The sequence below is a fragment of the Desulfomicrobium macestii genome (assembly GCF_014873765.1).
GTDB lineage: Bacteria > Desulfobacterota > Desulfovibrionia > Desulfovibrionales > Desulfomicrobiaceae > Desulfomicrobium > Desulfomicrobium macestii.
This window is the reverse complement of record NZ_JADBGG010000024.1, coordinates 18,145-41,687: the sequence shown is the minus strand read 5'-3', so window position 1 is coordinate 41,687 and position 23,543 is coordinate 18,145. Positions and strand designations below refer to the sequence as shown.

The 23,543-nt window shown below is 61.3% G+C and carries 25 protein-coding genes; 12 read left to right on the top strand and 13 right to left on the bottom strand.

Features of this window, described 5'->3' with window-relative positions; genetic code table 11:
* Nucleotides 1-101: 101 nt before the first annotated feature.
* From pgsA to H4684_RS14665, 4 genes are all read right to left on the bottom strand, one after another.
* Nucleotides 102-641, bottom strand: coding sequence for a CDP-diacylglycerol--glycerol-3-phosphate 3-phosphatidyltransferase (pgsA, locus tag H4684_RS14680; protein ID WP_192624326.1), 540 nt, complete (start codon nucleotides 639-641; stop codon nucleotides 102-104).
* A gap of 4 nt (nucleotides 642-645) precedes the next feature.
* On the bottom strand, nucleotides 646-1,248 hold the full coding sequence (locus H4684_RS14675) for a lytic transglycosylase domain-containing protein (protein WP_225940459.1): 603 nt from the start codon (nucleotides 1,246-1,248) through the stop codon (nucleotides 646-648).
* Between the two features lie 21 nt (nucleotides 1,249-1,269).
* The gene (locus H4684_RS14670) at nucleotides 1,270-2,178 is read right to left on the bottom strand and encodes an Mrp/NBP35 family ATP-binding protein (RefSeq protein ID WP_092191841.1); all 909 of its coding nucleotides are present in this window, start codon (nucleotides 2,176-2,178) and stop codon (nucleotides 1,270-1,272) included.
* A 140-nt stretch (nucleotides 2,179-2,318) separates the two neighbouring features.
* On the bottom strand, nucleotides 2,319-2,990 hold the full coding sequence (locus H4684_RS14665) for a protein-L-isoaspartate(D-aspartate) O-methyltransferase (protein ID WP_192624325.1): 672 nt from the start codon (nucleotides 2,988-2,990) through the stop codon (nucleotides 2,319-2,321).
* A 152-nt stretch (nucleotides 2,991-3,142) separates the two neighbouring features.
* Here H4684_RS14665 and H4684_RS14660 point away from each other — a divergent pair, with 152 nt between their 5' ends.
* Nucleotides 3,143-3,574, top strand: a complete 432-nt coding sequence (locus H4684_RS14660; RefSeq protein WP_192624324.1) for a CBS domain-containing protein — start codon at nucleotides 3,143-3,145, stop codon at nucleotides 3,572-3,574.
* A 166-nt stretch (nucleotides 3,575-3,740) separates the two neighbouring features.
* Here the strand turns inward: H4684_RS14660 and mgtE are convergent, their stop codons facing one another.
* Nucleotides 3,741-5,075: a magnesium transporter gene (gene mgtE, locus H4684_RS14655; RefSeq protein WP_192624323.1), complete on the bottom strand. Its 1,335-nt coding sequence runs from the start codon at nucleotides 5,073-5,075 to the stop codon at nucleotides 3,741-3,743.
* Between the two features lie 125 nt (nucleotides 5,076-5,200).
* Here mgtE and bioB point away from each other — a divergent pair, with 125 nt between their 5' ends.
* From bioB to H4684_RS14600, 11 genes are all read left to right on the top strand, one after another.
* Nucleotides 5,201-6,169 (top strand): biotin synthase BioB, encoded by a 969-nt coding sequence (gene bioB, locus H4684_RS14650; protein WP_192624322.1) that lies wholly within the window; start codon nucleotides 5,201-5,203, stop codon nucleotides 6,167-6,169.
* Nucleotides 6,160-6,468 carry a hotdog family protein gene (locus H4684_RS14645; protein WP_192624321.1) on the top strand — a complete coding sequence of 103 codons (309 nt, stop codon included), beginning with the start codon at nucleotides 6,160-6,162 and terminating at the stop codon, nucleotides 6,466-6,468. The genes bioB and H4684_RS14645 overlap by 10 nt, the downstream gene beginning before the upstream one ends.
* A complete protein-coding gene (locus tag H4684_RS14640; protein ID WP_192624320.1) occupies nucleotides 6,465-7,199 on the top strand; it encodes an SDR family NAD(P)-dependent oxidoreductase in 735 nt (244 codons plus the stop codon). The genes H4684_RS14645 and H4684_RS14640 overlap by 4 nt, the downstream gene beginning before the upstream one ends.
* Nucleotides 7,196-7,576 carry an acyl carrier protein gene (locus H4684_RS14635; RefSeq protein ID WP_192624319.1) on the top strand — a complete coding sequence of 127 codons (381 nt, stop codon included), beginning with the start codon at nucleotides 7,196-7,198 and terminating at the stop codon, nucleotides 7,574-7,576. The genes H4684_RS14640 and H4684_RS14635 overlap by 4 nt, the downstream gene beginning before the upstream one ends.
* 1 nt (nucleotide 7,577) lies before the next feature.
* Nucleotides 7,578-8,744, top strand: a complete 1,167-nt coding sequence (locus H4684_RS14630) for a beta-ketoacyl-[acyl-carrier-protein] synthase family protein (protein WP_192624318.1) — start codon at nucleotides 7,578-7,580, stop codon at nucleotides 8,742-8,744.
* Nucleotides 8,735-9,133, top strand: coding sequence for a hypothetical protein (locus H4684_RS14625; protein ID WP_192624317.1), 399 nt, complete (start codon nucleotides 8,735-8,737; stop codon nucleotides 9,131-9,133). The genes H4684_RS14630 and H4684_RS14625 overlap by 10 nt, the downstream gene beginning before the upstream one ends.
* Nucleotides 9,112-10,269 carry an aminotransferase class I/II-fold pyridoxal phosphate-dependent enzyme gene (locus H4684_RS14620; protein ID WP_192624316.1) on the top strand — a complete coding sequence of 386 codons (1,158 nt, stop codon included), beginning with the start codon at nucleotides 9,112-9,114 and terminating at the stop codon, nucleotides 10,267-10,269. The genes H4684_RS14625 and H4684_RS14620 overlap by 22 nt, the downstream gene beginning before the upstream one ends.
* Entirely contained in the window at nucleotides 10,266-10,955 is a 690-nt protein-coding gene (gene bioD, locus H4684_RS14615; RefSeq protein ID WP_192624315.1) for a dethiobiotin synthase, read from the top strand. The genes H4684_RS14620 and bioD overlap by 4 nt, the downstream gene beginning before the upstream one ends.
* A 150-nt stretch (nucleotides 10,956-11,105) precedes the next feature.
* Nucleotides 11,106-12,392, top strand: coding sequence for a uracil permease (gene uraA / locus H4684_RS14610; RefSeq protein WP_192624314.1), 1,287 nt, complete (start codon nucleotides 11,106-11,108; stop codon nucleotides 12,390-12,392).
* 68 nt (nucleotides 12,393-12,460) lie between these two features.
* The gene (locus tag H4684_RS14605; RefSeq protein WP_192624313.1) at nucleotides 12,461-12,634 is read left to right on the top strand and encodes a hypothetical protein; all 174 of its coding nucleotides are present in this window, start codon (nucleotides 12,461-12,463) and stop codon (nucleotides 12,632-12,634) included.
* Nucleotides 12,635-12,659: 25 nt separating this feature from the next.
* Entirely contained in the window at nucleotides 12,660-13,583 is a 924-nt protein-coding gene (locus tag H4684_RS14600) for a phosphotransferase enzyme family protein (protein WP_192624312.1), read from the top strand.
* 11 nt (nucleotides 13,584-13,594) lie between these two features.
* Here the strand turns inward: H4684_RS14600 and H4684_RS14595 are convergent, their stop codons facing one another.
* The 8 genes from H4684_RS14595 to H4684_RS14560 form a co-directional block, all read right to left on the bottom strand.
* Entirely contained in the window at nucleotides 13,595-14,962 is a 1,368-nt protein-coding gene (locus H4684_RS14595; RefSeq protein ID WP_192624311.1) for a DEAD/DEAH box helicase, read from the bottom strand.
* Nucleotides 14,962-15,393, bottom strand: coding sequence for a thioesterase family protein (locus H4684_RS14590; protein WP_192624310.1), 432 nt, complete (start codon nucleotides 15,391-15,393; stop codon nucleotides 14,962-14,964). Before H4684_RS14590 ends, H4684_RS14595 begins: the two co-directional genes overlap by 1 nt.
* 74 nt (nucleotides 15,394-15,467) lie before the next feature.
* Nucleotides 15,468-16,121 carry a potassium channel family protein gene (locus H4684_RS14585; RefSeq protein ID WP_192624309.1) on the bottom strand — a complete coding sequence of 218 codons (654 nt, stop codon included), beginning with the start codon at nucleotides 16,119-16,121 and terminating at the stop codon, nucleotides 15,468-15,470.
* 9 nt (nucleotides 16,122-16,130) lie between these two features.
* Nucleotides 16,131-17,477 (bottom strand): TrkH family potassium uptake protein, encoded by a 1,347-nt coding sequence (locus tag H4684_RS14580; protein WP_192624308.1) that lies wholly within the window; start codon nucleotides 17,475-17,477, stop codon nucleotides 16,131-16,133.
* A gap of 3 nt (nucleotides 17,478-17,480) precedes the next feature.
* On the bottom strand, nucleotides 17,481-19,124 hold the full coding sequence (locus tag H4684_RS14575) for an ABC transporter ATP-binding protein (RefSeq protein ID WP_192624307.1): 1,644 nt from the start codon (nucleotides 19,122-19,124) through the stop codon (nucleotides 17,481-17,483).
* Nucleotides 19,096-20,112, bottom strand: coding sequence for an ABC transporter permease (locus H4684_RS14570; RefSeq protein WP_192624306.1), 1,017 nt, complete (start codon nucleotides 20,110-20,112; stop codon nucleotides 19,096-19,098). The genes H4684_RS14575 and H4684_RS14570 overlap by 29 nt, the downstream gene beginning before the upstream one ends.
* Entirely contained in the window at nucleotides 20,109-21,212 is a 1,104-nt protein-coding gene (locus H4684_RS14565) for a microcin C ABC transporter permease YejB (protein ID WP_192624305.1), read from the bottom strand. Before H4684_RS14565 ends, H4684_RS14570 begins: the two co-directional genes overlap by 4 nt.
* Before the next feature lie 308 nt (nucleotides 21,213-21,520).
* Nucleotides 21,521-23,332 carry an extracellular solute-binding protein gene (locus H4684_RS14560; RefSeq protein WP_192624304.1) on the bottom strand — a complete coding sequence of 604 codons (1,812 nt, stop codon included), beginning with the start codon at nucleotides 23,330-23,332 and terminating at the stop codon, nucleotides 21,521-21,523.
* Nucleotides 23,333-23,543 lie beyond the last annotated feature (211 nt).

The window sequence follows — 23,543 nt, the reverse complement described above, 5'->3', positions numbered from 1 at the left end:
ATGAAAATCTGTGATAGGCAAGCAGATTCTTGTCGCACCCTTCAGTTCAAATAAGTTGGGTTTATCTGTACACTAAAATTCAGAGAAACAAAATGCAAAGTTCAGTCACCCCAAATCCGATAAAAGCCGTAAAGATAATTCCACCCCGAGTACAGAGTGAGCACCACCGCGACAAGCAGCAGCAAAAAGCCCAATTGCGCAGTGTCGATCCCAAAAAACGGGTAGTGATAAATGAGCGGGACCAGCGCGACGCTCTGCATGATTGTCTTCATCTTTCCATATTTGTCTGCCGCGATAACCTGCCCCTTGTCCGCGGCTATGGCTCGCAATCCGGTGACAAGCAATTCCCGGACAATGACAATGATCGCGATCCAAGCCGGAATCCAATTCAACTCCACCAGCATGATCAGGACCGATGCAATGAGTATCTTGTCTGCCAAAGGATCGAGGAATTTCCCGAAATTGGTGACCTGATTGTACTTTCTGGCCCAGAAGCCGTCAGCTAGATCGGTAAGGATGGCGACAAGAAAGAAGACCGTCGCCAACAGACAGGTTGTCGGGTTGGGGAAATACAGCAAGGCGATAATAAAAGGCACCGCCAATATTCGAAACACCGTGAGGGCATTTGGTACGTTCATCATTTTTTTATTCATAATGTTGAAGTCGCGCCCAAACTTTATCTACATAGTTTTGAGTTTCGGCGTATGGAGGGATTCCTCCATATTTTTTAACGGCATTTGGCCCTGCATTATATGCCGCGACAGCAAGACGCCTATCAGGAAATGTATCAAGCAAATACTTGAGATAACGAATACCCGCATCGATATTTTCCGATGGATCGAAAGGATCCTCAAGATCGAGATCCCTTCCTGTTTCAGGCATGATCTGCATCAAGCCCTGCGCCCCGGCGGTTGAAACCGCAGCGGCATTGAATCCGGACTCGACATCAATCACCGCCATCACGAGTTTTTTGTCTACATCATATTTGGAACATAAGCCGGAGACTATGGTGTTCACTTCTTCAACGCTTCTGTGATCGCGCTTGAAGGCAACAATTGCATTCCGTATATAATTGATCGTCTTTTGAAACTTGTATGGCTTGTATTTTCTTGAATTTGGAATGTCCGTTATGCAAAGACTTCCATCCTCCTTGACCATATAATAGATTCCTTTGGCGTGGACGCTTTGTCCAGCCAAGAGAAAAAACTGCAGGACAACAAGAAATGAAAGTACCAAGCCACGTTTCATGAAATTCGTATCACCATTTTCCTATACATGACTGCTTGAAACGGCCTCCAGGCTGTTTTCGGCGGCGGCGATGACCCGGTCCGCCATCTCAAGCAAGGCCGTCTTGGCCGGACATTCAATATCGAGCATGACCACGGGCTTGCCCAGATCCCCGGCGACCACCGTGACCGGATCAAGCGGGATGGCGCCGAGAAACGGCAGCGAATATTTTCTGGCCAGCTCCTCTCCTCCGCCCTTCTTGAACAGGTCGATCTTCTGCGCACAGTGCGGACAGATCAGACCGCTCATGTTCTCGACGACACCGAGAATGTTCGCCTTCACATACTGAAGAAAGTTAATCGATTTTCGCACGTCTGCCAAAGAAATTTCTTGAGGCGTCGTGATGACGATGCTCAGGGCATCGGGGACTGTCTTGAGCACGGCCATTGGCTCGTCGCCCGTGCCAGGAGGGGAATCGATGACCAGAAAATCAAGCTCGCCCCAGTCCACATCGGACACGAACTGGCGGATGGCCGAGGTCTTCATGGGGCCCTTCCAGAGCACGGCCTGATCCGGATCCTTGAGCAGGGACTCCATGGACACCACCGCCAGGTTTTCACTGTATCGCTTGGGCTGGATGCCCTTTTGCGGATCGATGTCCAGAAGGCCGGTCAGCCCGAGCAGGTGCGGAACGCTGGGTCCGTGGATGTCGACGTCCAGCAGGCCGACCTTGTAGCCCTTGATGGCCAGGGCGGCGGCCAGATTGGTGGATACGGAGCTCTTGCCCACTCCGCCCTTGCCGCTCATGACGAAAAGCTTGTATTTGATCTTGGACAGGGTGCTGGCGATGACCTTGTCCTGACGTTCGAGCTTGGTTTCCGGGCTGTCCTGGATCGTTCCCAGGGTGTTCTTGCCGGAGCAACTGGAACAGGATGAATTGGTTTCGGACATTTTTCCTCCGGGGATATGGGCCATCCGCAGCCGTTCTGAGCGGCTGCGTGGGCCAGATATTCATGTAAAGGTTACGCGGCGTTTATTGATGGCACGCATCGATGCACCAGGAGCGGCTCCGTGCTCCGCGACACCAGGGGTCACCAGCCGTGCGATCCAACCAGGTCAACGAAAGCGACGGAGCCGTGATCTTCCTGATGGATGCGCCCTTCCTTCTTGAAAATCCTGAGCAGCCGCTGGTCCCTTCGGGTCGCGCCCACGGGGATGAGCATGATGCCCGGGTCCGTCAGCTGCTCCAGCAAGGGCGCGGGCACCTCGGGGCCTCCGGCCGTGACGATGATGCGATCAAAGGGTCCCTGGTCGGGCCAGCCCATGGTCCCGTCGTCGAGCTTGACCCGTACATTGAAGTATTTCATCTGCAAAAGCCGGCTGCGGGCGGTTATGTAGAGCTGTTTGATCCGCTCCACCGTGAAGACCTCCGCTCCCATGGCCGCAAGAATGGCGGCCTGATATCCGGAGCCGGTGCCTATTTCAAGGATGCGCATGCGCGGACGGACGACCAGAAGCGATGTCATCAGGGCGACGATGTATGGCTGGGAAAGTGTCTGCCCAAGACCGATGGGCACGGGATGATCACCGTAGGCCTGCATCTGCAAGGCTTCATCGACAAAGACATGACGCGGAACCTGACGCATCACCGACAGCACGCGTTCGTCGGTGATCCCCCTGGCCTCGATCTGCTCCCGCACCATTCTTTCCCGATTGCGAAGAAATCCCTTCAACGTGAAGCTCTCCCGGTCTGCTCGATTCATTGGAAATCATTACCAGAAAGATGGTTGCAAACCAGATTTCACCATCCAAGTCAACACGGACATCATTGTGAACCGCCCTTCGTCGCCCGCGCCAACCTTTTTCTTGCCCGCGATGCTGGAATCGGAAAGAATGCTTAAAAAAGGAGAATGCCATGTTCCAGGTAAAAAATATCATGACCAAGGATGTTTTCACCCTCAATCACAACGAAAGTCTGAGCGCGGCCAAGGATCTGATGGATCTGGCCCGCATCCGCCACATCCCCATCGTCGACAGCCAGGGCAAGTTCACGGGCCTGCTTACGCATCGCGACATTCTGGCCGCGACCATCTCCGAACTGGCCGGCATTGATCGTCAGACCCAGGATGAAATCGAGTCCGGAATTCCCATCCGCGAAATCATGCAGACCGACGTGGTCACCGTCACCGCGGAACTTTCCTTGAAGGAAGCCGCCAGATTGTTGCTGGAAGAGAAGTACGGATGCCTGCCCGTGGTTTGCGACGACAAGCTCTGCGGAATCATCACCGAAGCCGACTTCCTGCGGCTGACCATCGATCTGATGGATGCCGTGGAGCCGGAAGACTAGCAGGCCGCCCCAAAACGCAGAGCTGCCGTGTCAGCGAAAAAAGCCAGACCGCTTATGTATGCATAATGCACTGCGCATCCTGGCTTTTTCGCTTCCTTGCATCTCGCCAATTTTCAAGCGGCCTGCAAATTTGATCTTTTCAAAAGTCTGATAGCCCCGCTCCCTTCTAGAAAAGAAAAACGGCGGCCAGCCCCAGAAAGGTGAAAAAGCCGATGCTGTCCGTCAAGGTCGTCAGGAAGATGCTTGAAGCCTGGGCCGGATCGCGTCCAAGTTCCTTGAGTATGAGGGGTATGGACGCTCCGGCCACGGCGCCGAGGAGCATGTCGAGCCCCAGGGCCACGGCCATGACCACGGCCAGGCCGAGGTTGTGCGTCCAGATGAAGAGGCCGAAAAAAACCAGCGCGCCGACAATGAGCCCGTTGGCCGTTCCGATCTTGGCTTCACGCAACACCGCCACCCAGCTCTTCTTGCGGTTGAACCGCTCCATGGCCAACTGCCGGATCATGACCGCCAGGGCCTGCTGCCCCGTATTTCCGGCCTGGTTGGCGACGATGGGCATGAGCGCGGCCAGAATGGCCATCTGCGCGATGGTCCCTTCGAATAGATGCACCACATAGGCGGACACGGCGGAATTGAGCACATTGAGAATGAGCCAGGGCAGGCGCATGCGCAGGGAGTAGGTCCACGGCGAAACCACGGTTTCGTCCCGACCCGCGCCGACCATGGACTGCATGTCCTCGCTGGCCTCCTCCTGGATGATGTCGATGACGTCATCGACGGTGACCATGCCCAGAAGGCGCTGCTCGTGGTCCACGACCGGAAGGGCCAGAAAATTGTAGCGGCTGATGAGACGTGCGACCTCTTCCTTGTCCACGTCGAAGGATACGTAAATAAGGTTCTGCTCGTGCAGCAGCTCTTTAAGCAGCGTCCGGCCGGGACTCAAAAGAAGATCCCGCAGGGACAGGACGCCCCTGAGATGCCGGAACTCGTCGACTATGTAGGCATAGTAGGGAATTTCGGTTTCCTCGACCCGGTCGCGTATCAGGTTGATGGCCTGCTGCGCATTCATGGAGTGGTCCAGGGCCAGGATTTCGGTGTTCATGACGCCGCCGGCCGAATCCGGGTCGAACTGCAGCAGGTCCGAGATTTCCTCGGCGTCCTCGCGCTCCAGTTTCTTGAAGATGCGGGCGCGGATGGAGACGTCGAGATCTTCGAGAATGTCGGCCGCGTCGTCCGGCGACATGGCTTCCAGAATGGCGGCGGCAAAATCCGGCGAAAGCTGGGTCATGAGCGCATTGCGATCATGACGCTCCATTTCGGTGATGGACTCCGAAGCGTCCTCCACGTCCATTTCCTGAATGTATTCAAGCTGTTCCGCCAGAGACAGGTTTTCCAGCTCATCGGCGGTATCGGCCGGATGCTGGCTGTCCAGGGAGGTAGCCAACCACTGCACGGAGGCATGGTCCATGGGCGTGGGATCGGAATTTTTCTTTGCATTCATAACGGGTGATCGGTAGCCTAATCGGGTTGCGAGGTCAAAAGGCTCTTCGGATTGACGCTGAAAAAACACACTGGAATTTGACAACGCCCAGACCCCGCGACTAATGCCCCTTTCACAGGAAAACCATGCTGCATCCACTGATTACACGTCTTTCCAGCCAGATCCTCGACGGCAAACCCTTGAGCGAAGAGCAGGGGAATCTGCTGGCCGATCTTGAAAGCGGGCACACCACCGAACTTCTGTTCGCGGCGAACGCCATCACCCGGGCCATGGGGCATCGCCCTTTCACCTGCTCCATCACCAACGCCAAATCCGGGACCTGTTCCCAGGATTGCAGATTCTGCGCTCAAAGCGGACATTACGATACGGACAGCCCGACCCATGCGCTGCTCCCGCTGGAGGAGCTCATCGACCGCGGGCTGGCCATGCACCAGGCCGGAGCCGCCTGCTATTCGCTGGTGACCAGCGGGCTGATGCTCTCCATCGACGAAATCGACCGCATCGCCGCCTGCATCGACGCTCTCAAATCCCGGACCTCGCTTCAGCTCAGCGCCTCCCTCGGGCTCCTGAACCCGGACTACGCGCGCCGTCTGACGAGGGCCGGACTGACCCGCTACCATCACAATCTGGAAACGGCCCGCTCCCACTTCCCGTCCATCTGCACGACCCACTCCTACGACGAGGACATCGCCACCATCCGCCTGGCCAAAGAGCACGGACTGCGCATCTGCTCGGGCGGCATCCTCGGCCTTGGCGAGTCATGGGCGCAGCGCGTCGAACTGGCCGCCACCCTGGCCGAACTGGACGTGGATACGGTGCCGCTCAATTTCCTGTCGCCCATCGCGGGCACACCCCTTCAGGACAGTCCGCTCCTGTCCGTGCACGACGCCCTCAAATCCGTGGCCCTGTTTCGCTTCATGCTCCCAAAAGCAAGCATCACCATCGCCGGTGGCCGGGAGCGGGTCTTGGGCGACTATCAGTCCTGGCTGCCCCTGGCCGGAGCCAACGGCATGATGATCGGCAACTACCTGACCACAAAGGGGCGCGATCTGGACGCGGATCTCAAAATGCTGGAGCAGGGCGCATGGATTTGAGTCTCGTCTCGCGCGATCCGCTGCAGATGTCGGTTTCCTTTGATCCGGCCGACAGCTGTTTCAACGGACATTTTCCCGGCAATCCCGTGGTGCCCGGTTCGCTCGTCACGGGCCTTTGCCTGCAGGCCATTTCAAGCTTTCTTGGGCACAAGGGACCGCTTCACATCCGCCGTTTCTCCTTTTCCCGCTTCGCCTCCCCCGGGGAGTACGCGTTGGGCATAGAGGACGAAGGGGGAACGTATCTGTGCACCCTGAGCCGCGAGGACACGATTTTCGCCCAAGGCAGGATCACCGCATGAAGCTCGACTTTCACGGCAAGACAGTCCTTGTCCTCGGAGGCGGCTGCTCCATCGGCCTGGCCCTGACCGGCCTGCTGCTGGAGGAAGGCCTGGCCGTCATCCCGACGCATGCCTCGGAAGACGGAAAAGCCGCCATATACCGCAAATTTCCGGAACTGACGGGCAAGAGTCCGTGGCTGGACCTCGGCGACAAGGCCAGCCAGGCCACCCTTGCCCCCCTGCTTCAAACCGGGGTGGATTATCTGGTCGATCTTGCCCATGCCGACCACGAAGTGCTCCTGGCGGCGTCAGGCGAAACCGACATGGACGCCTATTTCCAGGCCAACATCGCCAACCGACTGCTCCTGCTCAAGGCGGTTACCCGGTCCATGCTGGCGCGCCGTTTCGGTCGCCTCGTGCATCTTTCTTCCACCGCCGCCGCCATGCCCGCTCCCGGTCAGGGATTTTACTGCGCGGCCAAGAGATCGGCCGAGGGACTGTACCAAAGCCTGGCCCTGGAACTGGGCCCGCGCGGCATTACGAGCCTGAGCCTTCGTCTTGGCCTTGTCGATGCGGGGCGCGGGGAGCGTTTCCTGGACAGGGAAAACAGGCGGCAAGACCTGTCACGAAAAATCGTGACCGTGGACCAGGCGGCGGGCACGCTGCTGTTCCTGCTCTCCGATCAGGCCCTGGCCCTGACCTGCACAACCATTACCATGGACGCCGGACTGACGGCGCAAAAATACGCATGAATCACTTCCCGACCATCTGTTCCATTCTGGCCGAAATCCTGGACCTGGACCCGGCGGAGATCACCCCCGAGACCTATGTCATCCGCACTCTCAAGGCCGAATCCATCGACCTGCTTGAGATCGGAGTGGCCATGCAGCACAGGCTGGGCATCGCCGTGGACGACGACCTGCTTTTTCTCAAGAACGTGCGCATCATCCTGAACCGGGCCAAGCGCGACAACTTAGGTGCCCTGTCGGCCCTCGAGTCGGCATACCCCTATCTGCCCGAAACCCGCCTACAGGAAATCCTGGACGACCTGGCCGCCGGACCGGTGCTGCAGGTGCGCGATCTGGTGGCCTATGCCCAGGCCTTCCCGGCCGCCACGGCAGGAAACTGAGATGAACGGCGCGCGCCGGGTGGTGATCACCGGCAGCGGCTTCGTGCTGCCGCTCGGCTCGAACAGGGCAGAGGTCTTCTCCGCCCTGCAACGGCCGCACGGCCCTTTTCTTCGCTCCGTGGCAGATCCGGAGGTCGCGGTCTGCCCGGTCCCCGATTTTGATCTCAAGGCCCATGTCAGCCGCTGCAAGAACGCCCGCTATCTGACCCGGGGCCAGCAGCTCTGCCTGGCCGCCGCCGTCAGGGCCGTGGACGACGCCGGGCTCGGCCCCAACGAACTGGGTCAGGCCGGACTTTTTCTGGGCCTCGGCCCAAATCTGCAGGCCCGCCCACGGGACGACAAGGCCTTGTGGCTTCTGGATTATCTGCCCAATACCGTGTCCTCGGTCATGGCCGAAATGCTGGGCATGCACGGAGAAAACCTGACCATCCTGACCGCCTGCGCGGCTTCGACCCAGGCGCTGGGGCAGGCCTTTCGCGCCGTGGCGACGGGACTTGCGGACGTGGCCCTGGCCGGCGGTGGAGACTCCCGCCTCTCCGTGGAGGGAGTTCGCGCCTACAAACAGGCCGGAGTCCTGGCCACGGGCTTCGATCGCCCGGAACTGGCCTGCAGGCCCTTCGACCGGGACCGCTGCGGTTTTGCCATCGGCGAAGGCGGCGCGGTCTTCGCGCTGGAGTGTCTGGAACATGCCGAGGCTCGCGGAGCCCGGATTCTGGCCGAGATCGTCAGCGCCTCCTCTTCCCTGGACGGAGGGAGCCTGACCGGCCCCGACCCCGCCGGGCAAGCGGCCGGCACCGCCGTGCTGCGCTGCCTGGAAACGCTTGGCGCCGATGACCTCTTTGTCCTTGCGCATGGCACGGGCACGGTCCTGAATGACTCGGTGGAGGGGGAGATTCTGGCCCGGACAGCGCCCCGGGCCATGGGCATCACGGCCTTCAAGTCCAGGATCGGCCATCTGGCGGCGGCCTGCGGCTGCGCTGAGCTTGCGCTCGGCCTTGTTTGCGCCGCCCAGGGACACTTTCCGGCCATCGCCGGGCTTGAAAACCCTTGCCGGGACGACCTGCCCCTGCTGCGCGAACCCTTGCAGCGCAACCCCCGGGGCCTTCTGTTGCAAAGCTTCGGCTTCGGAGGGCAAAACGCCTGCCTGGGGGTGCGGCCGTGGATCTAGACTTTTGTGCTTTCGACCCCTCAAGGGCCCTGGAGTCCATCCTGTCCTGCGATGCACGGCAAATCGTGACCCGCACCAACTCCCTGCCGCCGTACCTGGCCCTTGAGGCCATGGCCCAGACCTGCGGCATGCATCTGCGGTACCTGCACGATTTCAGGATCCAGGCCTATCTTGTGTCCGTGGCCGACCTCCTCTATGCTCCGGGCCTTGGCGCAAAGCCCCTGACCATCCGGGCCGACATCACCGCCAGGACCAAGGCCGGCGCGAGCTACGCAGTGACAGTGGATGACGGTCCGGCCTGCCGGATTCTCATCGGGATGAATGCCGCCTCCGACTCCCCGGACACCTTTTTTCAAAGTCGTTTCGCATGCCTGAGCACAATTTCCTAGAGCGCCTGAAAAACGAGACCGAAGCCCGCCGCCAGGCCGGTCTCGGCCGCGAGCTTCTGCCCGTGACCGGACGAGAGGGCGCCAGCGTGGTCATGGGCGACCGCGCGTATCTCAATTTCTCCTCCAACGATTTTCTTGGACTGGCCCAGGACCCGGAGCTGGCCGAAACTCTGGCGCAGCTGTGCCGACGCTCTGGCAGCGGCAGCGGCGCCTCGCGCCTGGTCACGGGTACGACCCGTTCCACCCTGGACGCCGAGCAGGCCCTGGCCGACTATTTCGGATATGAATCCTGCCTGATCCTCGGCAGTGGATTCCTGGCCAACCTCACGCTCATCTCCACGCTCTTTTCCGAAAGGGACACGCTCCTGCTCGACAAGCGCGCCCATACCAGCACCGTGGCTGGGGTGCGGCACAGCCGGGCGCAGTTCCACACCTTCCGCCACAACCGCATGAGCCATCTGCGCAAATTGCTCATGGCGCACCCGGCCCAGGCCGTGCTGACCGAATCGCTGTTCAGCATGGACGGTGACAGCCCGGACTTTGCGGCACTTCAAGAGCTCAAGAGTGAAAACGGTTTTCTGTGCATCGTGGACGAAGCGCATGCCTTCGGCGTGCTGGGCCCCGGCGGGCGGGGGCTGGGCCGCGCAGTGGCCGATGTGGCCGTGGGCACGCTGGGCAAGGCCTTTGGAATGTTCGGGGCGTTCATCCTCTGCCCCCGGGCCGTGCGCGAGCATCTGATCCATTTCGGGCAGGGCTTCATCTACACCACTTCCCTGCCGCCCTGGCACGGGGAGATGGTCCTGGCCATGCTCGACCGGGTCGGCCAGTCGGAGGCCCAGCGCGAGCACCTGCGCCTGCTCGGGAATCTGGCCCGCAAGGAGCTGCCGCAAGCGGGCCTGCAGGTTCGCGGAGCTGCGCACATCCTGGCGCTGGAAATCGGCGACGAGAACCGCTGCCGGCGCCTGGCCACGGCCCTGCGTGAAGCGGGAATTCTGGTCTTCGCGGCCCGCTACCCCACCGTGCCCCTGGGACAGGCCATGCTGCGGGTCTGTCTGACCGCCGAGCACCGCGCGGACGACATATCGCGGCTGCGCGACGCTCTCTCAAGCGCGCTGCACAAGGAGGACGAGGCATGAGCTCCGGCAGGATCATCTTCATCACCGGCACGGACACGGATGTGGGCAAGACCGTGGTCAGCCTGCTCGTCATGCGCGCCCTGGCCGCCCGCGACGCCGTGTACCTGAAGCCCGTGCAGACGGGTTGTACCGATCCCGGACAGGACTCCGACGCTTCCTTCGTGCACGACCTGCTGCCCGGCGGTCTGCCGGGGGGCAGGACGCCCTCGGACTGCATCCATTCCTGCCGCCCCTTGCCCAAGGCCCCCCTTTTAGCGGGTGATCCCGTGGATTTCGTCGCCCTGTGCCGTTTCATTGCCGCTCACGCCACCCGCCACGAGATCACGGTTGTGGAAGGCGCGGGCGGCCTCATGGTGCCGATAACGGCACAAAAAACCATGCTCGATCTGGCCATGCAGGCAGGAGCCTCCCTGCTCGTGGTCGGCCGCGCCGGTCTGGGAACCATCAATCACACCCTGCTGACCCTGGAAGCCATGAAGGCCCGCAAGGCCGCTTGCCTGGGCGTGGTCCTGACCGATCCAACGGACGCCGTTCCGGAGCTTGACCGGGCCGAAAACAGCTCGGCCATCGAAAGCTTCTCCGGGCTGCCCGTTCACGGGGTCATCGGCCGCATCGCCGACCTGCGCAATCCGCATGGCCACGCACAGGCCGTGATCGAAAAAATCCTCTCCTCCCAGGGTTCCTGACCCACCCCGTCCAACAACCTTTCTTGACCACGCCGCCCCCTGCTTGTAGGACATTGCAGTTTTGGGGTTTGCACGGCGGACCCCATCCGGCATGTGCGCGGGACGGGCCCATTTGGCCTTGCTACACATCATTTTCGAAGGGAGAAACGCATGAGCAGAAGAATTATCCAGGTTGACGAAAAAGTTCCATTACTTCAAGGCTTTCCGTTAAGTCTTCAGCATCTTTTCGCCATGTTCGGCGCGTCGGTGCTGGTTCCGACCCTGTTCAAGATCGATCCGGCCATCGTGCTCCTCATGAACGGCATCGGAACGCTCATTTACCTGTTCATCTGCAAGGGCAAGGCACCCGCGTTTCTGGGTTCGAGCTTCGCGTTTCTGTCTCCGGTCTTTGTCGTTCTCGGCGCCGACCAGGCCCTGTGGGGAGGTAATTACTCCTACGCGCTGGGCGGCTTCATCGCCTCGGGCCTGATCTTCTGCACCGTGGCGCTGATCATCGGCCGCTTCGGATCCGACTGGATCAAGATCGTGCTTCCCCCGGCCACCATGGGCCCCATCGTCGCCCTCATCGGTCTGGAACTGGCCGGTGTGGCCACGGGCATGGCCGGCATCATGCCCGACGATTCCGGGGCCTATAACATGGACGCCATCATCGTCTCCATGGTCACCCTGCTGGTCGTCGCCTTCGGGTCCATCGTGTTTCGCGGTTTCATGGCGGTCATCCCGGTCCTGGTCGGCATCATCGTGGGCTATGCGGTGGCCATCAGCATGGGCATGGTCGATTTCGCGACCATCGCCACGGCCCCGGTCATCTCCTTCCCGACCGTGTACCTGCCCAAGTTCGACATCAACATGATCCTGATCATCATCCCGGCCTCGCTGGTGGTCATCTCCGAGCACATCGGCCATCTGGTCGTCACCGGCAACATCATCGGCCGCGATCTGGTCAAGGATCCCGGCCTGCACCGCTCGCTGCTCGGCGACGGCATCGCCACCACCCTGTCGGGCTTCATGGGCTCCGTGCCCGTGACCACATACGGCGAGAACATCGGCGTCATGGCCATCACCCGCGTCTACTCCGTGTGGGTCATCGGCGGAGCGGCGGTCATCTCCATCTGTCTGGCCTTTATCGGCAAGCTCTCGGCCTTCATCCAGTCCATCCCCACTCCGGTCATGGGCGGCATCTGCATCCTGCTGTTTGGCGTCATCGCCGCCTCGGGCATCCGCATGCTGGTCGAAGCCAAGGTCGACTACTCCAAACCCGCCAACCTGATCCTGACCGCCGTGGTGCTCATCGTGGGCCTGAGCGGCACGGCCCTGCACATCGGCACGGTGCAGCTCAAGGGCATGGCCCTGGGCACGGTGGTGGGCATGGCCTTGTCCATGATCTTCCACCTGCTGGACCACCTCGGCCTGACCAATCAGCCGGCCGAACACTAGGCAACCTTGGATATCGAAGGGGCGGAACACCCGGGTGTCCCGCCCTTTCTTGAATCCCGGAGGGCGAAATGAAAAAACAATCCATCCTGCTCTGGATCGGCGGCGTGGTCGGCGTGCTGACCATGGGCGCGCTGCGCTTCGTAGGCAAGAATACGGACATCTTCGGACTGCTGGCGGCCATGGCCGTGGTCATCGCCGTCCTGGCCTTCTTCGTCATCCGCTACGTGAACCGCAAGTGGTGAAGCGCCGCTTCCTCGCACACCCGCCATGCATCCATCCCACGAACTACTGCGCGACATCCTGAGCCGCTGGGGACTGCCTTTCACCGGCATTCATCCCCAAATCCGCATCCAGGGCAGCCCTGAGCGCTGCCTGTACCGTGTCGTGGTGGACGCCGGAGACTCGCTTCATTTCCTTGAAGAACTGGACTCCCGAACACTGCCGCGCAAAAGGGTGGTCGCCGGACGCATCACCCATCTGGCGGCCAGGGGATTGCCCGCCAGCGCGCCTCTGGCAGGGCTTGACGGGGACACTGTGCAGCATGCAGGCGCTCGCCATTGGCAATTGACGCCTTTTCTGAACGGGATTGAACCGGACAGGGACAGTTACTGGCGGGACGCATGGCGCGGCAGGGCCATGGCCGACTTTCTGCGCGACCTGCGTCAGGCAAGCCGGGATCTGGCCGCTGACGAAGAGCCCTTCGACCTGCGCGCTTATGTCTTGAGGATCGTTGACGACGCCAGAAGATTGCATCCAAAAGCGCACGCACAACTCCGCCCCGTCTTCGCTCTCGTCGAGAGGAGACTTGAAGCGTGCCCAAGCCTGCCCGTGGCCTTCTGCCACGGCGACCCGCACCCTTTGAACATGATCTGGGGAAAGGACCGCATCCTGGCGGCCATCGACTGGGAATTCTGCGGACCCAAATGCGTCCTGCACGACATGGCCCTGATCCTTGGCTGCGTCGGCAGTGAAGACGAAAACGCGCTGGACGGCCCCTTCATCACCGCCTTTCTGGACACCCTGCGCTCCTGCGGCCTGCTGGACGGCACGCTGGAACCGCACCTGCCAACCTGGACCCTGGCCCTGCGCACGGCCTGGCTGGCGGAATGGCTGCGCCGGGAAGACACGGACATGATCGAATTCGAGATCTTCTACATGACGACCCTGGCGGATCGCTTCTTCAAGGGGTAATTCCCGACTGCCTAGCTTCCAATACCGGCATAAACCTCCGCCCGCGCCCGGGCGGCCGCATTGAGCACGCCGACCTTCTCGTCCACAAAATCATAAACCTTTGGTTGAGCTTTTCCGCTTGCCGGACGCAGCACCCGGCCCAGATACTGGATCAGGCGGCCGCTGAACTTGATGGGCGTCGCCAGAAACAGGGAGGTCAGGTTGCTGGCGTCGAAGCCTTCGCCGATGAGCTGGCCCGTGGCAAAGACCGCGCTGATCCGGTTCGACTGGATCTGCTCCACCAACCGCTTGCGTTCCGGCAGGGGCGTGTCGCCGGTCAGGACCGGCGCGCTGATTCCGTGACGCTCCTGAAGAAGCTCCTGCAGCACCCGGCAATGCCACTTGCGGTCGGACAGTACCAGGCTGACTCCGCGCCCGGACGCGATCTCGGCGGCCACCTCATCCACGATCTGGCAGTTGCGCGCGACGTCCTCGGTCAGGTCGGCGATGATGAGGCCGTACTCCTCGGTGGGGTCGCGCTCGCACACGAAGGCCGTGGGCCGGATGCAGATTTCCGGCCGCATTATGGCCCCGCTGTCCATCAGGTCATCGCTGTCGATGCGGGCGTGCATTTCGCCCAGATGCCAGAAGATGAGCTGCGTCAGGCCGTCGCGCCGGTAGGGAGTGGCCGAGAGGCCAAGAGAATAGGCGCAGTCGAAGGCGGTCACCGCCGTAGTGAAGGTGCGGCTGGGGGCGCGGTGGCATTCGTCGACGATGATGTGGCCGACGCGTTTTTTGAGATCCTTGGCCCGGCTGTACACGGATTGCACGGTGGCGACGGTCACGGCCTCGCCAACGGTGCTCCTGCCGCTACCGATCATGCCCACCTTGCGGGCCGGGATGTCCAGAAACTGCTCGATGCGCTCCACCCACTGCATGGCCAGGTCCCGGGTGTGCACGACGATCAGCGCGGGCTGGCGGCGCTTGGCGATGAGCGCCAGGCCGCACACGGTCTTGCCCGCTCCCGTGGGCGCGCACAGAGTCCCGAAACGACGCCTGAGCATGGCCTGGCAGGCGGCGTCCTGATAGGGGCGCAGTTCTCCGCCAAAGGTGAAGTCCACCTCCGGCAGGCTGCGCCGTTCGTCCTTGTACTCCACGGCCTCGCCATGCTCCGCGCAGATCCTCGCCAACCGGCCGCCATAGCCGCGCGGCAGGATGAGCCCTCCGTTCGTGCGTGTGGAATAGAACTTCAGATGCCGGGAGACCTTGTAGTTGGTGCGCCCCATCTTCAGGTTTTCGAGCCACTTGGGATTTTCCAGGGTCAGCTCGGCCATGACCTGGTTCTTGATGGGCTCCGGGATGTCGGTCAGAAAGAGCTTGTGGGCGATCCTGCACTGCATCAGGCGTCACTCCCCAGGCATCGGAGCAATCCCTGGGGCAGACGGGAGACCTTGCGTAAGGAGTAATCGAAACAGACCATGCCGGTCTTGACCAGGGCGATCTCGACCGCATCGGCGGGACGGGCCAAAAGATAGACAAGATCAAAGCTCGAACGCCGCACCTCGATGGCGCCGACAGCCACATCCAATTCATCGCCCAGAAATGCCTCGCCCCGGAAAACCAGGGCCGCATCGGCCATGATGAGCCCCACTCCGCCCACGTCCTTTTCGGACAGGCCGCAGGACGCCAGCCACCGCACCCGCGCCTCGTGCGCCAGCCCCAGCACCCGGTCGTTGCCCAGATGTCCGCCATAATTCACGTCGGTCACCCGCACGGAAAGCCGGGTCCGGAAAAACCAGGACCGCGGCAACTCAATCTGTACTCGCGCCATGTCACCCGTCCATTTCGTCCATTCTGTCCATCGCGCCCATCGCGTCCGCCTCTTCCATCACCTGCGCCCTCCCATCAGGAATCCAGGTCCAAAAGCTCTTCCCCGTGTCCGATGACAGCCAGTACATCGCCCTTCTGCAACGGCTCGTCGGCCTTGGGCACGAACACGAACTGCTTCTCCTCAAGCCGCTTCACGGCCACCACCTGGATGCCGATGGTATTGGTCAGGTCAAGCTCGCGCAGCGTCTTGCCGGCCCAATCCTCCACAATGATCTCCTTGAGGATGACATTGGTGCCCAGGGGCAGATAGTCGATGAGGCCCGGCACGGCGAGCTTGGCCGCCAACTGTTCGGCGGCGTAGCGCTCGGGGAAGATGACCGCGTCGGCTCCGACCTTGATGAGCACTTTCTCGTGGTCGCGACTCATGGCCTTGACCGTCACGCTCTTGCAGCCGAGCTCCTTCAGAAACAGCGTGATGAGGATACTCGCCTCCATGGAGTGTCCCGTGCTGACGATGACCGACGGCAGTTCGCCCAGGCCGAGCTGTTCCAGGGCGACCTTGTCCACCGCCTCGGCCTGGTAGGCCTGGGTCAGGACCTCCGAAGCCGCCTTGACCTTCTCCGGGTCGCTATCGACTCCGACAACCGTCTGGCCATGCGCCATCAAGGACTTTGCCAGACTCAGGCCGAACTTGCCCAGACCAACGACGCCAAATTCCCTGCGAGCCATGAAAACCTCCTAGCCTATGAGCATGCTCTTCTCCGCGCGGCGATAGCGTTCCCTCGTCTGCCATGCCTGAAGCATGGTCAAGAAGACGATGGGACCGAGCCTGCCGACGAACATGAGCATCATGATGACGAATTTACCCGGGGTCGAAAGAGTCGGCGTGAGCCCGGTGCTCAGGCCAACGGTACCGAATGCCGAAGCCGCCTCGAAAAAGAGTTCCATGAATTTTCCTCGCACAATCTGATGCGGCAGGTTTGCCCCTTCGGTCACGGTGAGCACAAAGACGGAGCACATTATGAGGACAAAGGCGAAAATCACGAGGGTCATGGCCTTGTTCACGGTGGGGGCGTCAATGCCGCAGCGATCCACCACCACTTGGTCGCGGCCCTTGATCTGGGAAACGGCAAAGCCGAGGAGCACGCGCAGGGTCGTGGTCTTGATGCCTCCCGCGCATGAGCCCGGAGAACCGCCGATGACCATGAGCAGAATCATGATGAAGAGCGACGTGTCGGTCATGATCCCGATGTCCATGGTGTTGAACCCGGCCGTGCGGGCCGTGACGGACTGAAAAAGGCTCTGCAGCAGCGCCGTGAACAGTCCGTCCTGCCTCTGCTCGATGAGAAAAAACACCACCCACCCGATGAGGATCAGCCACAGGCTGGTACGGATGACCAGCGAACTCTGCCAGCTCAGCGTGTCCCGCATCCGGCGGGCCTTGAAGGCGGAGCCCAGAAATCCGGGAAGTTCGACCAGAACGTGGAAGCCGATCCCGCCCAAAAAAATGAGGAGCATGAAGAGCAGATTTATGGGCAGGTTCCCGGAGAAACGCATCAGGCTGTCCGGATAGAGGCTGAACCCCGCGTTGCAGAAGGCGGACACGGAATGAAAAAAGGAGCTGAACCAATCCACCTCGCCAAGGCCGAGGGAATAAAAAATGATGGCTCCGACAGCCTCGATGCCAAAACAAACCAGGAAAAGGCGTACCAGAAAACGCCCCAGATTGAACGACGGGTCCCCCTGCAGGGACTGGCCCACGGCGATGCGGTCGGTCAGCGAAACGCGCCGTCGCCACAGATAGAAAACGAGGCTGGTGTACGTCATGACTCCAAGGCCGCCGATCTGAATGAGCAAGGCAATGACGGTCAGGCCGAACTTTGAGAACATGGTCCCCGTATCCACGACGATGAGCCCGGTCACGCAGGTGGCGGACACGGAGGTGAACATGGCGTCGACCCAGCCCAGCTGCGTTCCGTTCAGCGAAATGGGCAGATGCAGCAGCACCCCGCCGAGCAGGATGGTCGCGATGAAGAAATAGACCGGAAGAAATGCCGGAGAGAGGAATTTTTGCGCGTGTTTCATGCCTTATTCCAGGGCGGCGGCCAGCAGGGTGCGGGTATATTCCTGGACCGGACTTGCGAAAATGGTGTCGGTCTGCCCCTGTTCCACGATGCTCCCGTCCTTCATGATGACGATGCGGTGACACAGGGCCCGGACCAGGGCCAGGTCATGGGTGATGAACATGTAGGTCAGGCCGAAGCGGTCCTGCAGATTGCGCAGCAGCTCCACGATCTGAAACTGCACCGTGCGGTCCAGGGCCGAGGTCGGCTCGTCCAGCACCACGAATTTGGGCCGCAGAATGAGCGCCCGGGCAATGGAGATGCGCTGACGCTGGCCGCCGGAAAACTCGTGCGGATAGCGATGCATGGCACCGGGGTCAAGGTCCACGGCTTCAAGTATCTGTGCGATGCGCTCCCGGCGTTCCTCTCCCACGGCCAGACGGTGCGCATCCAGGCCTTCGGCCACGATCTGACCGACGGTCATGCGCGGGCTGAGGCTGCCATAGGGGTCCTGGAACACGATCTGAAAATTGCGGCGCAGGGAACGGATCCGTCCTTCGCGCATGTCCGAGATCCGCTGCCCGTCGAAATCCACCTCGCCCCGGCAGGACTGCAGGCGCAGCAGGGCCAGGCCCAGGGTGGTCTTGCCCGATCCGCTCTCGCCGACCACGCCGAGGGATTCGCCCTGGCGAATGGAGAGGTCCGCGTCGGTCACGGCCTTGATGTAGCTCTTGGGACGGCCAAGCAGGGTCTTGCCCTGCGGAAACCAGACCCGCACTCCCCGGGCCTCGATCAGGGTCGGCGCGTCCGCGGCCAGGGGGCCCGGCCTGCCTGACGGGGTGCTGGTCAACAGGGTTTTCGTGTAGGCATGGCCGGGATTCTGGAAGATTTCGTCCCGCGTCCCGCTCTCCACGATCCTGCCCTCGCGCATGACATGCACCTCGTCGGCCATGTGACGGACCACGCCCAGATCATGGGAGATGAGCAGGATGGCCATGTTCAGGCGTTTTTGCAGGTCTTTCAGGAGTTCCAGCACCTGGGCCTGGATGGTCACGTCCAGGGCGGTGGTCGGTTCGTCGGCGATCAGCAGGACCGGGTCGTTGGCCAGGGCCATGGCGATCATGACCCGCTGGCGCTGTCCACCGGATAACTGGTGAGGAAAACTCGAAAGACGCGAAGCCGCGTCCGGGATGCCGACCAGTTCAAGCAGTTCGAGAGTGCGCTTTTGCGCATCGGCCCCGGGCTGGTGCAGGATCACGTTTTCGGCGATCTGGCGGCCGATGGGGTGCAGCGGATTGAGCGAGGTCATGGGCTCCTGGAAGATCATGCCCACGCGCCCGCCGCGCACCTCGCGCAGGGACTTTTCGTCAAGGCGCAGCATGTCGCGGCCTTCGAACAGGATTTCACCGCTCGTGCGCGCGATCCGGGCCGGGAGCAGGCGCAGAATCGACAGGGCGGTGACAGACTTGCCGGAGCCGCTCTCGCCCACCAGGGCGCAAGTCTTTCCCGGATACACGGACAGGCTGGCACCCTGCACGGCCGCGATGGTCCGCCCTTCAACGGAAAAATCCACGCTCAGGTCGCGGATGGCCAGGAGGGCTTCGCCCCGTGTGCCGGGTCCCGGAGCGGACGCCATCCGGCTAGCTTCCGTGGCGTGGATCAAAGGCATCGCGCACTCCTTCTCCGATAAAAACCAAAAGGCTCAGGATCGTGCCCAGGACCATGAAGGCCGACAGACCAAGCCAAGGGGCCTGAAGATTGTTCTTGCCCTGGGCCAGCAGTTCGCCCAGGGACGGCGAACCCGGCGGCAGGCCGAAACCCAGAAAATCGAGCGAGGTCAGCGTGGTGATGGACCCGCTGACGATGAAGGGCATGAAGGTCACGGTCGCGATCATGGCGTTGGGCAGAATGTGGCGAAACATGATGACCCGGTCCGGCAGCCCAAGGGCCTTGGCCGCGCGCACGTATTCGAGATTGCGGCCGCGCAGGAACTCGGCCCGCACCACGTCGACCAGGCTCATCCATGAAAAAAGCATGGTCACGGCCAAAAGCCACCAGAACCCGGGCGCGACCATGGAGGCCAGGATGATCAGGATGAAGAGCGCGGGCATGCCGGACCAGATTTCCAGAAAGCGCTGTCCGGCCAGATCGATGATCCCGCCGTAATAGCCCTGCATGGCGCCCACGCAGACCCCAACCACGGAACTGCCCAGGGTCAGCGCCAGGCCGAAGAGCACGGACAGGCGCACCGCGTAGATGATGCGCGCCAGCACGTCACGCCCCTGATCGTCGGTTCCGAGCAGGTTCTCGCGCGAGGGCGGAGCCGGGGCGGGCACGGGCAGGTCGTAGTTGATGGTCCGGTAGCTGTAACGCACCGGAGGCCAGAGCATCCAGCCCTTGGCCTGTATCAGTTCCTGCACGTAGGGATCGCGGTACACGGTCTGGGTCTCGAAATCGCCGCCGAAAACCGTTTCGGGATAGGCCTTGAAGACCGGGGCGTAGAAGCCCCCGTCATAGTAGACCAAGAGCGGCTTGTCGTTGGCTATGAATTCCGCCCCGAGGCTTGAGAGAAACAGGAACAGAAAGATCCACAGGGACCAGAACGCACGGCCGTTGGCGCGAAAGGCGCGCAGCCTGCGACGGGTGATGGGGTTCATCGCTCCTCCCGTGCGCCGAAATCGATGCGCGGATCGACCAGCATGTAGGTCAGATCAGAGAGCAGCTTGGTGAAAAGGCCGATCAGGGTGAAAATGTAGAGGGACCCGAACATGACCGGGTAGTCCCGGTTGATGGTCGCCTCGAAGCCCAGGAGGCCCAGGCCGTCCAGGGAGAAGATGACCTCGATCAGGAGCGAGCCCGTGAAGAACATGGAAATGAAGGCCGCGGGGAAGCCGGCGATGATGAGCAGCATGGCGTTGCGGAAGACGTGACGGTACAGGATGCGCCCTTCGGTCTGGCCCTTGGCGCGGGCCGTGGTCACGTACTGCTTGCCGACCTCGTCCAGGAAGGAGTTCTTGGTCAGCATGGTCAGGGTCGCGAAGCCGCCGATGACCATGGCCGTGACGGGCAGGGCCAGATGCCAGAAATAGTCCAGGATCTTGTCCAGGAGTGAAAAATCGTCCCAGCCCGGAGAGGTCAGGCCGCGCAGGGGGAACCAGTTCAGGTAGCTGCCGCCTGCGAACAGGACCACGAGCAGGATGGCGAACAGAAAAACCGGAATGGCGTTGCCCACGATCATGAACGTGCTGGTCCAGATGTCGAAGCGCGAACCGTGGCGCACGGCCTTCATGATGCCGAGCGGGATGGACAGGGTGTAGATGATGAGCGTGCTCCACAGCCCGAGCGACAGGGACACGGGGATCTTTTCGCCGATGAGTTCAAGCACGCCCTTGCTGCGAAAAAAACTCTCGCCCAGATCGAACGTGGCGTAGTTCTTCAGCATCTGGACGTAACGCTCCCACATTGGCTTGTCGAAGCCGTACATGCGCTCGATGCGCAGCACCACGTCCGGATCAAGGCCCTGGGCGCCGCGATAGGCGGACTTGGAGGACGCCTGGGCCGAGACATTCGCCCCGGCCGTTTCCCCCCCCGATCCGCTGACACGCGCGGCGGCGGCAACGTCCAGCCCCTGCAACCGGGCGATCATCTGCTCCACCGGCCCGCCGGGCGCGGCCTGGATAATGAAGAAATTGAGCGTCAGGATGCCAAGCAAGGTCGGAATGATGAGAGCCAGGCGGCGCAGAATGTATGTGAACATTGGTTCCGGATTTTATCGTTAATTCTGTTGCAAGACATGGATTCCCGCCTGCGCGGGAATGACGTATCAGCCCGCGCGGCAGAACGGTTTTTTCTTATGGCAAGCCGCCCACATCGTCCCGGCGTCATCCCCGCGAAGGCGGGGATCCACTGTTTTAAACTCGACTCGAAATCGAGTTATCTTCTGGCGCAAGCCGCCCACATCACCACTGTGTCATCCCCGCGACGGCGAGGATTCATGCATCAATCTCGCCAAATCAATGATGGTCCATGGCGGTCCATGATGGCGGCCGGATCAATGTCCAGGCCCTACTTGAGCCCCAGCCGCCCGCGCCTGTCCGCCAATCCCCGTTCCTTCTCCGGGTCGATCCACCAGGACTGAAAATCAAGTCCGTAATCAGCCGGCTTCTCCGGCCGCCCGAACTTGTCCCAATAGGCCACACGCCAGGACGTGGCGTGCCAGTGCGGGATGACGTACCAGCCCCACAAAAGGGCGCGGTCCAGGGCCTTGCAGCGCAGGATGAGCGCCTCACGATCCGGAGCGGCGATGACCAGGTCGACCAGGGCGTCGATGGCTGGGTTCCTGATGCCGCAATAATTGCGCGAACCGGGCATGTCCGCCGAGGAGGAATGCCAGAAGGAGCGCTGCTCGTTGCCAGGAGACAGTGACTGCGGGAAGCTGGACACGATCATGTCGAAATCGAAGCCGCGCAGCCGCTCCAGATACTGCGAAGTGTCCACCATGCGCACCCTCATGGTGATGCCGAGCCGCGTAAGGTTGCGCTGGAAAGGCAGGACCACGCGCTCGAAATCGGGTTGCACCAGCAGCATCTCGAAGACGAAGGGCTTGCCGTCCTTGACCAGCTTGCCATCCTTGACGCTCCACCCGGCCTGACGCAGAAGCCCCGCGGCCTCGCGAAGATTGTCGCGAATGTTGCCGCTGCCGTCGCTGACCGGCAGGGAGAATGCCTGGGTGCTCACTTCCTCGGGCAGGTCCAGGGGTTTCAGCAGCTCCTTCTCCTGTTCCGAAGGCAGACCGGAGGAAGCCATGTCGGAATTGGAGAAAAAGCTCGTGGAGCGGGCATACTGGCCATAGAAGAGGCTTTTGTTGCTCCACTCGAAATCGAAGGCGAAATTGAGCGCCTTGCGCACCAGGGGGTCGGAGAAAATGTCGCGGCGGGTGTTGAAGACGAAGGCCTGCATGCCCTGCGAGAGCTTGTGCGGAATGTTCTCGGTGCGGATCAGCCCGGCATTCACCGCCGGGCCGGTGTAGCCCGTGGCCCACTGCTTGGAATTGTATTCCTGGCGAAAATCGTACTCCCCGGCCTTGAAGGCCTCCAGGGTCACGGTCAGGTCGCGATAGTAGTCATAAATGATGGTGTCGAAATTGTGCCGCCCCTTGTTCACCGGCAGATCCCGTCCCCAATACTCGGGATCGCGCACGAAGGTCAGGCGCTGTCCGGCCTTGAATTCCCCGATGCGATACGGACCACTGCCCACGGGAATGTCCAGGCTTGAAGCGGCAAAATCCCGGCCCTTCCAGGATGCTTCGGACAGCACCGGCAACTGCCCAAGAATGAGCGGGAGTTCCTGACTGCTGCCCGGCTTGAAGAAAAAGGTCACGGTTTGCGCATCGGCAATGTGAACCCGCTCCACATCGGCGTAATACTGGGCGTAGTGGGGGTTGCCCTGCTCCACGAGGATCTTGAAGGTGAAGGCCACATCCTGCGCCGTGACCGGGGTGCCGTCATGAAACAGGGCCCCTTCGCGCAGATGGAAGGTCATGGAGGAGCGATCCTTGGCCACCTCGATCCGATCGGCCAGCAGGCCGTATTCGGTAAAGGGCTCGTCGAGGGATTGTTCGGTCAGGGTGTCGAAAAGAAGTCCCAGGCCGTCGGCGGAGTTGCCCTTGACGATGAAGGGGTTGAAGCTGTCGAAGGTGCCCGTCGCGGCCAGTCGCACCTGCCCGCCCTTGGGCGCGTCGGGATTGACATAGTCGAAATGGCTGAAATCAGCAGGGTAACGGGGCTGTCCGTTCATGGCCAGGGCGTGAAAAGAATCCCCTGCCGACGCAGGCAGGACAGTACCGAGGAGAAGGACAAGAAGGAAAAGATGCTTCATGATGAACCTGCTTGAGTTGGCGAATTTGCGCCCTTTTAGCCGTAGCGGCCGGGAGCGTCAAACAAGTCCGGCGCGTAAACAAGGAACTGGCCGGGCATGGCGACGAAGAGGTTGTCGAAAATCGATTTTCTTTTCCCTTCATATTGACGCCCTGGCACTTTAGGCAATATCGCTCAGGGGTTATCCAGAGCAGCCGGCCCTGGCCGTCGGC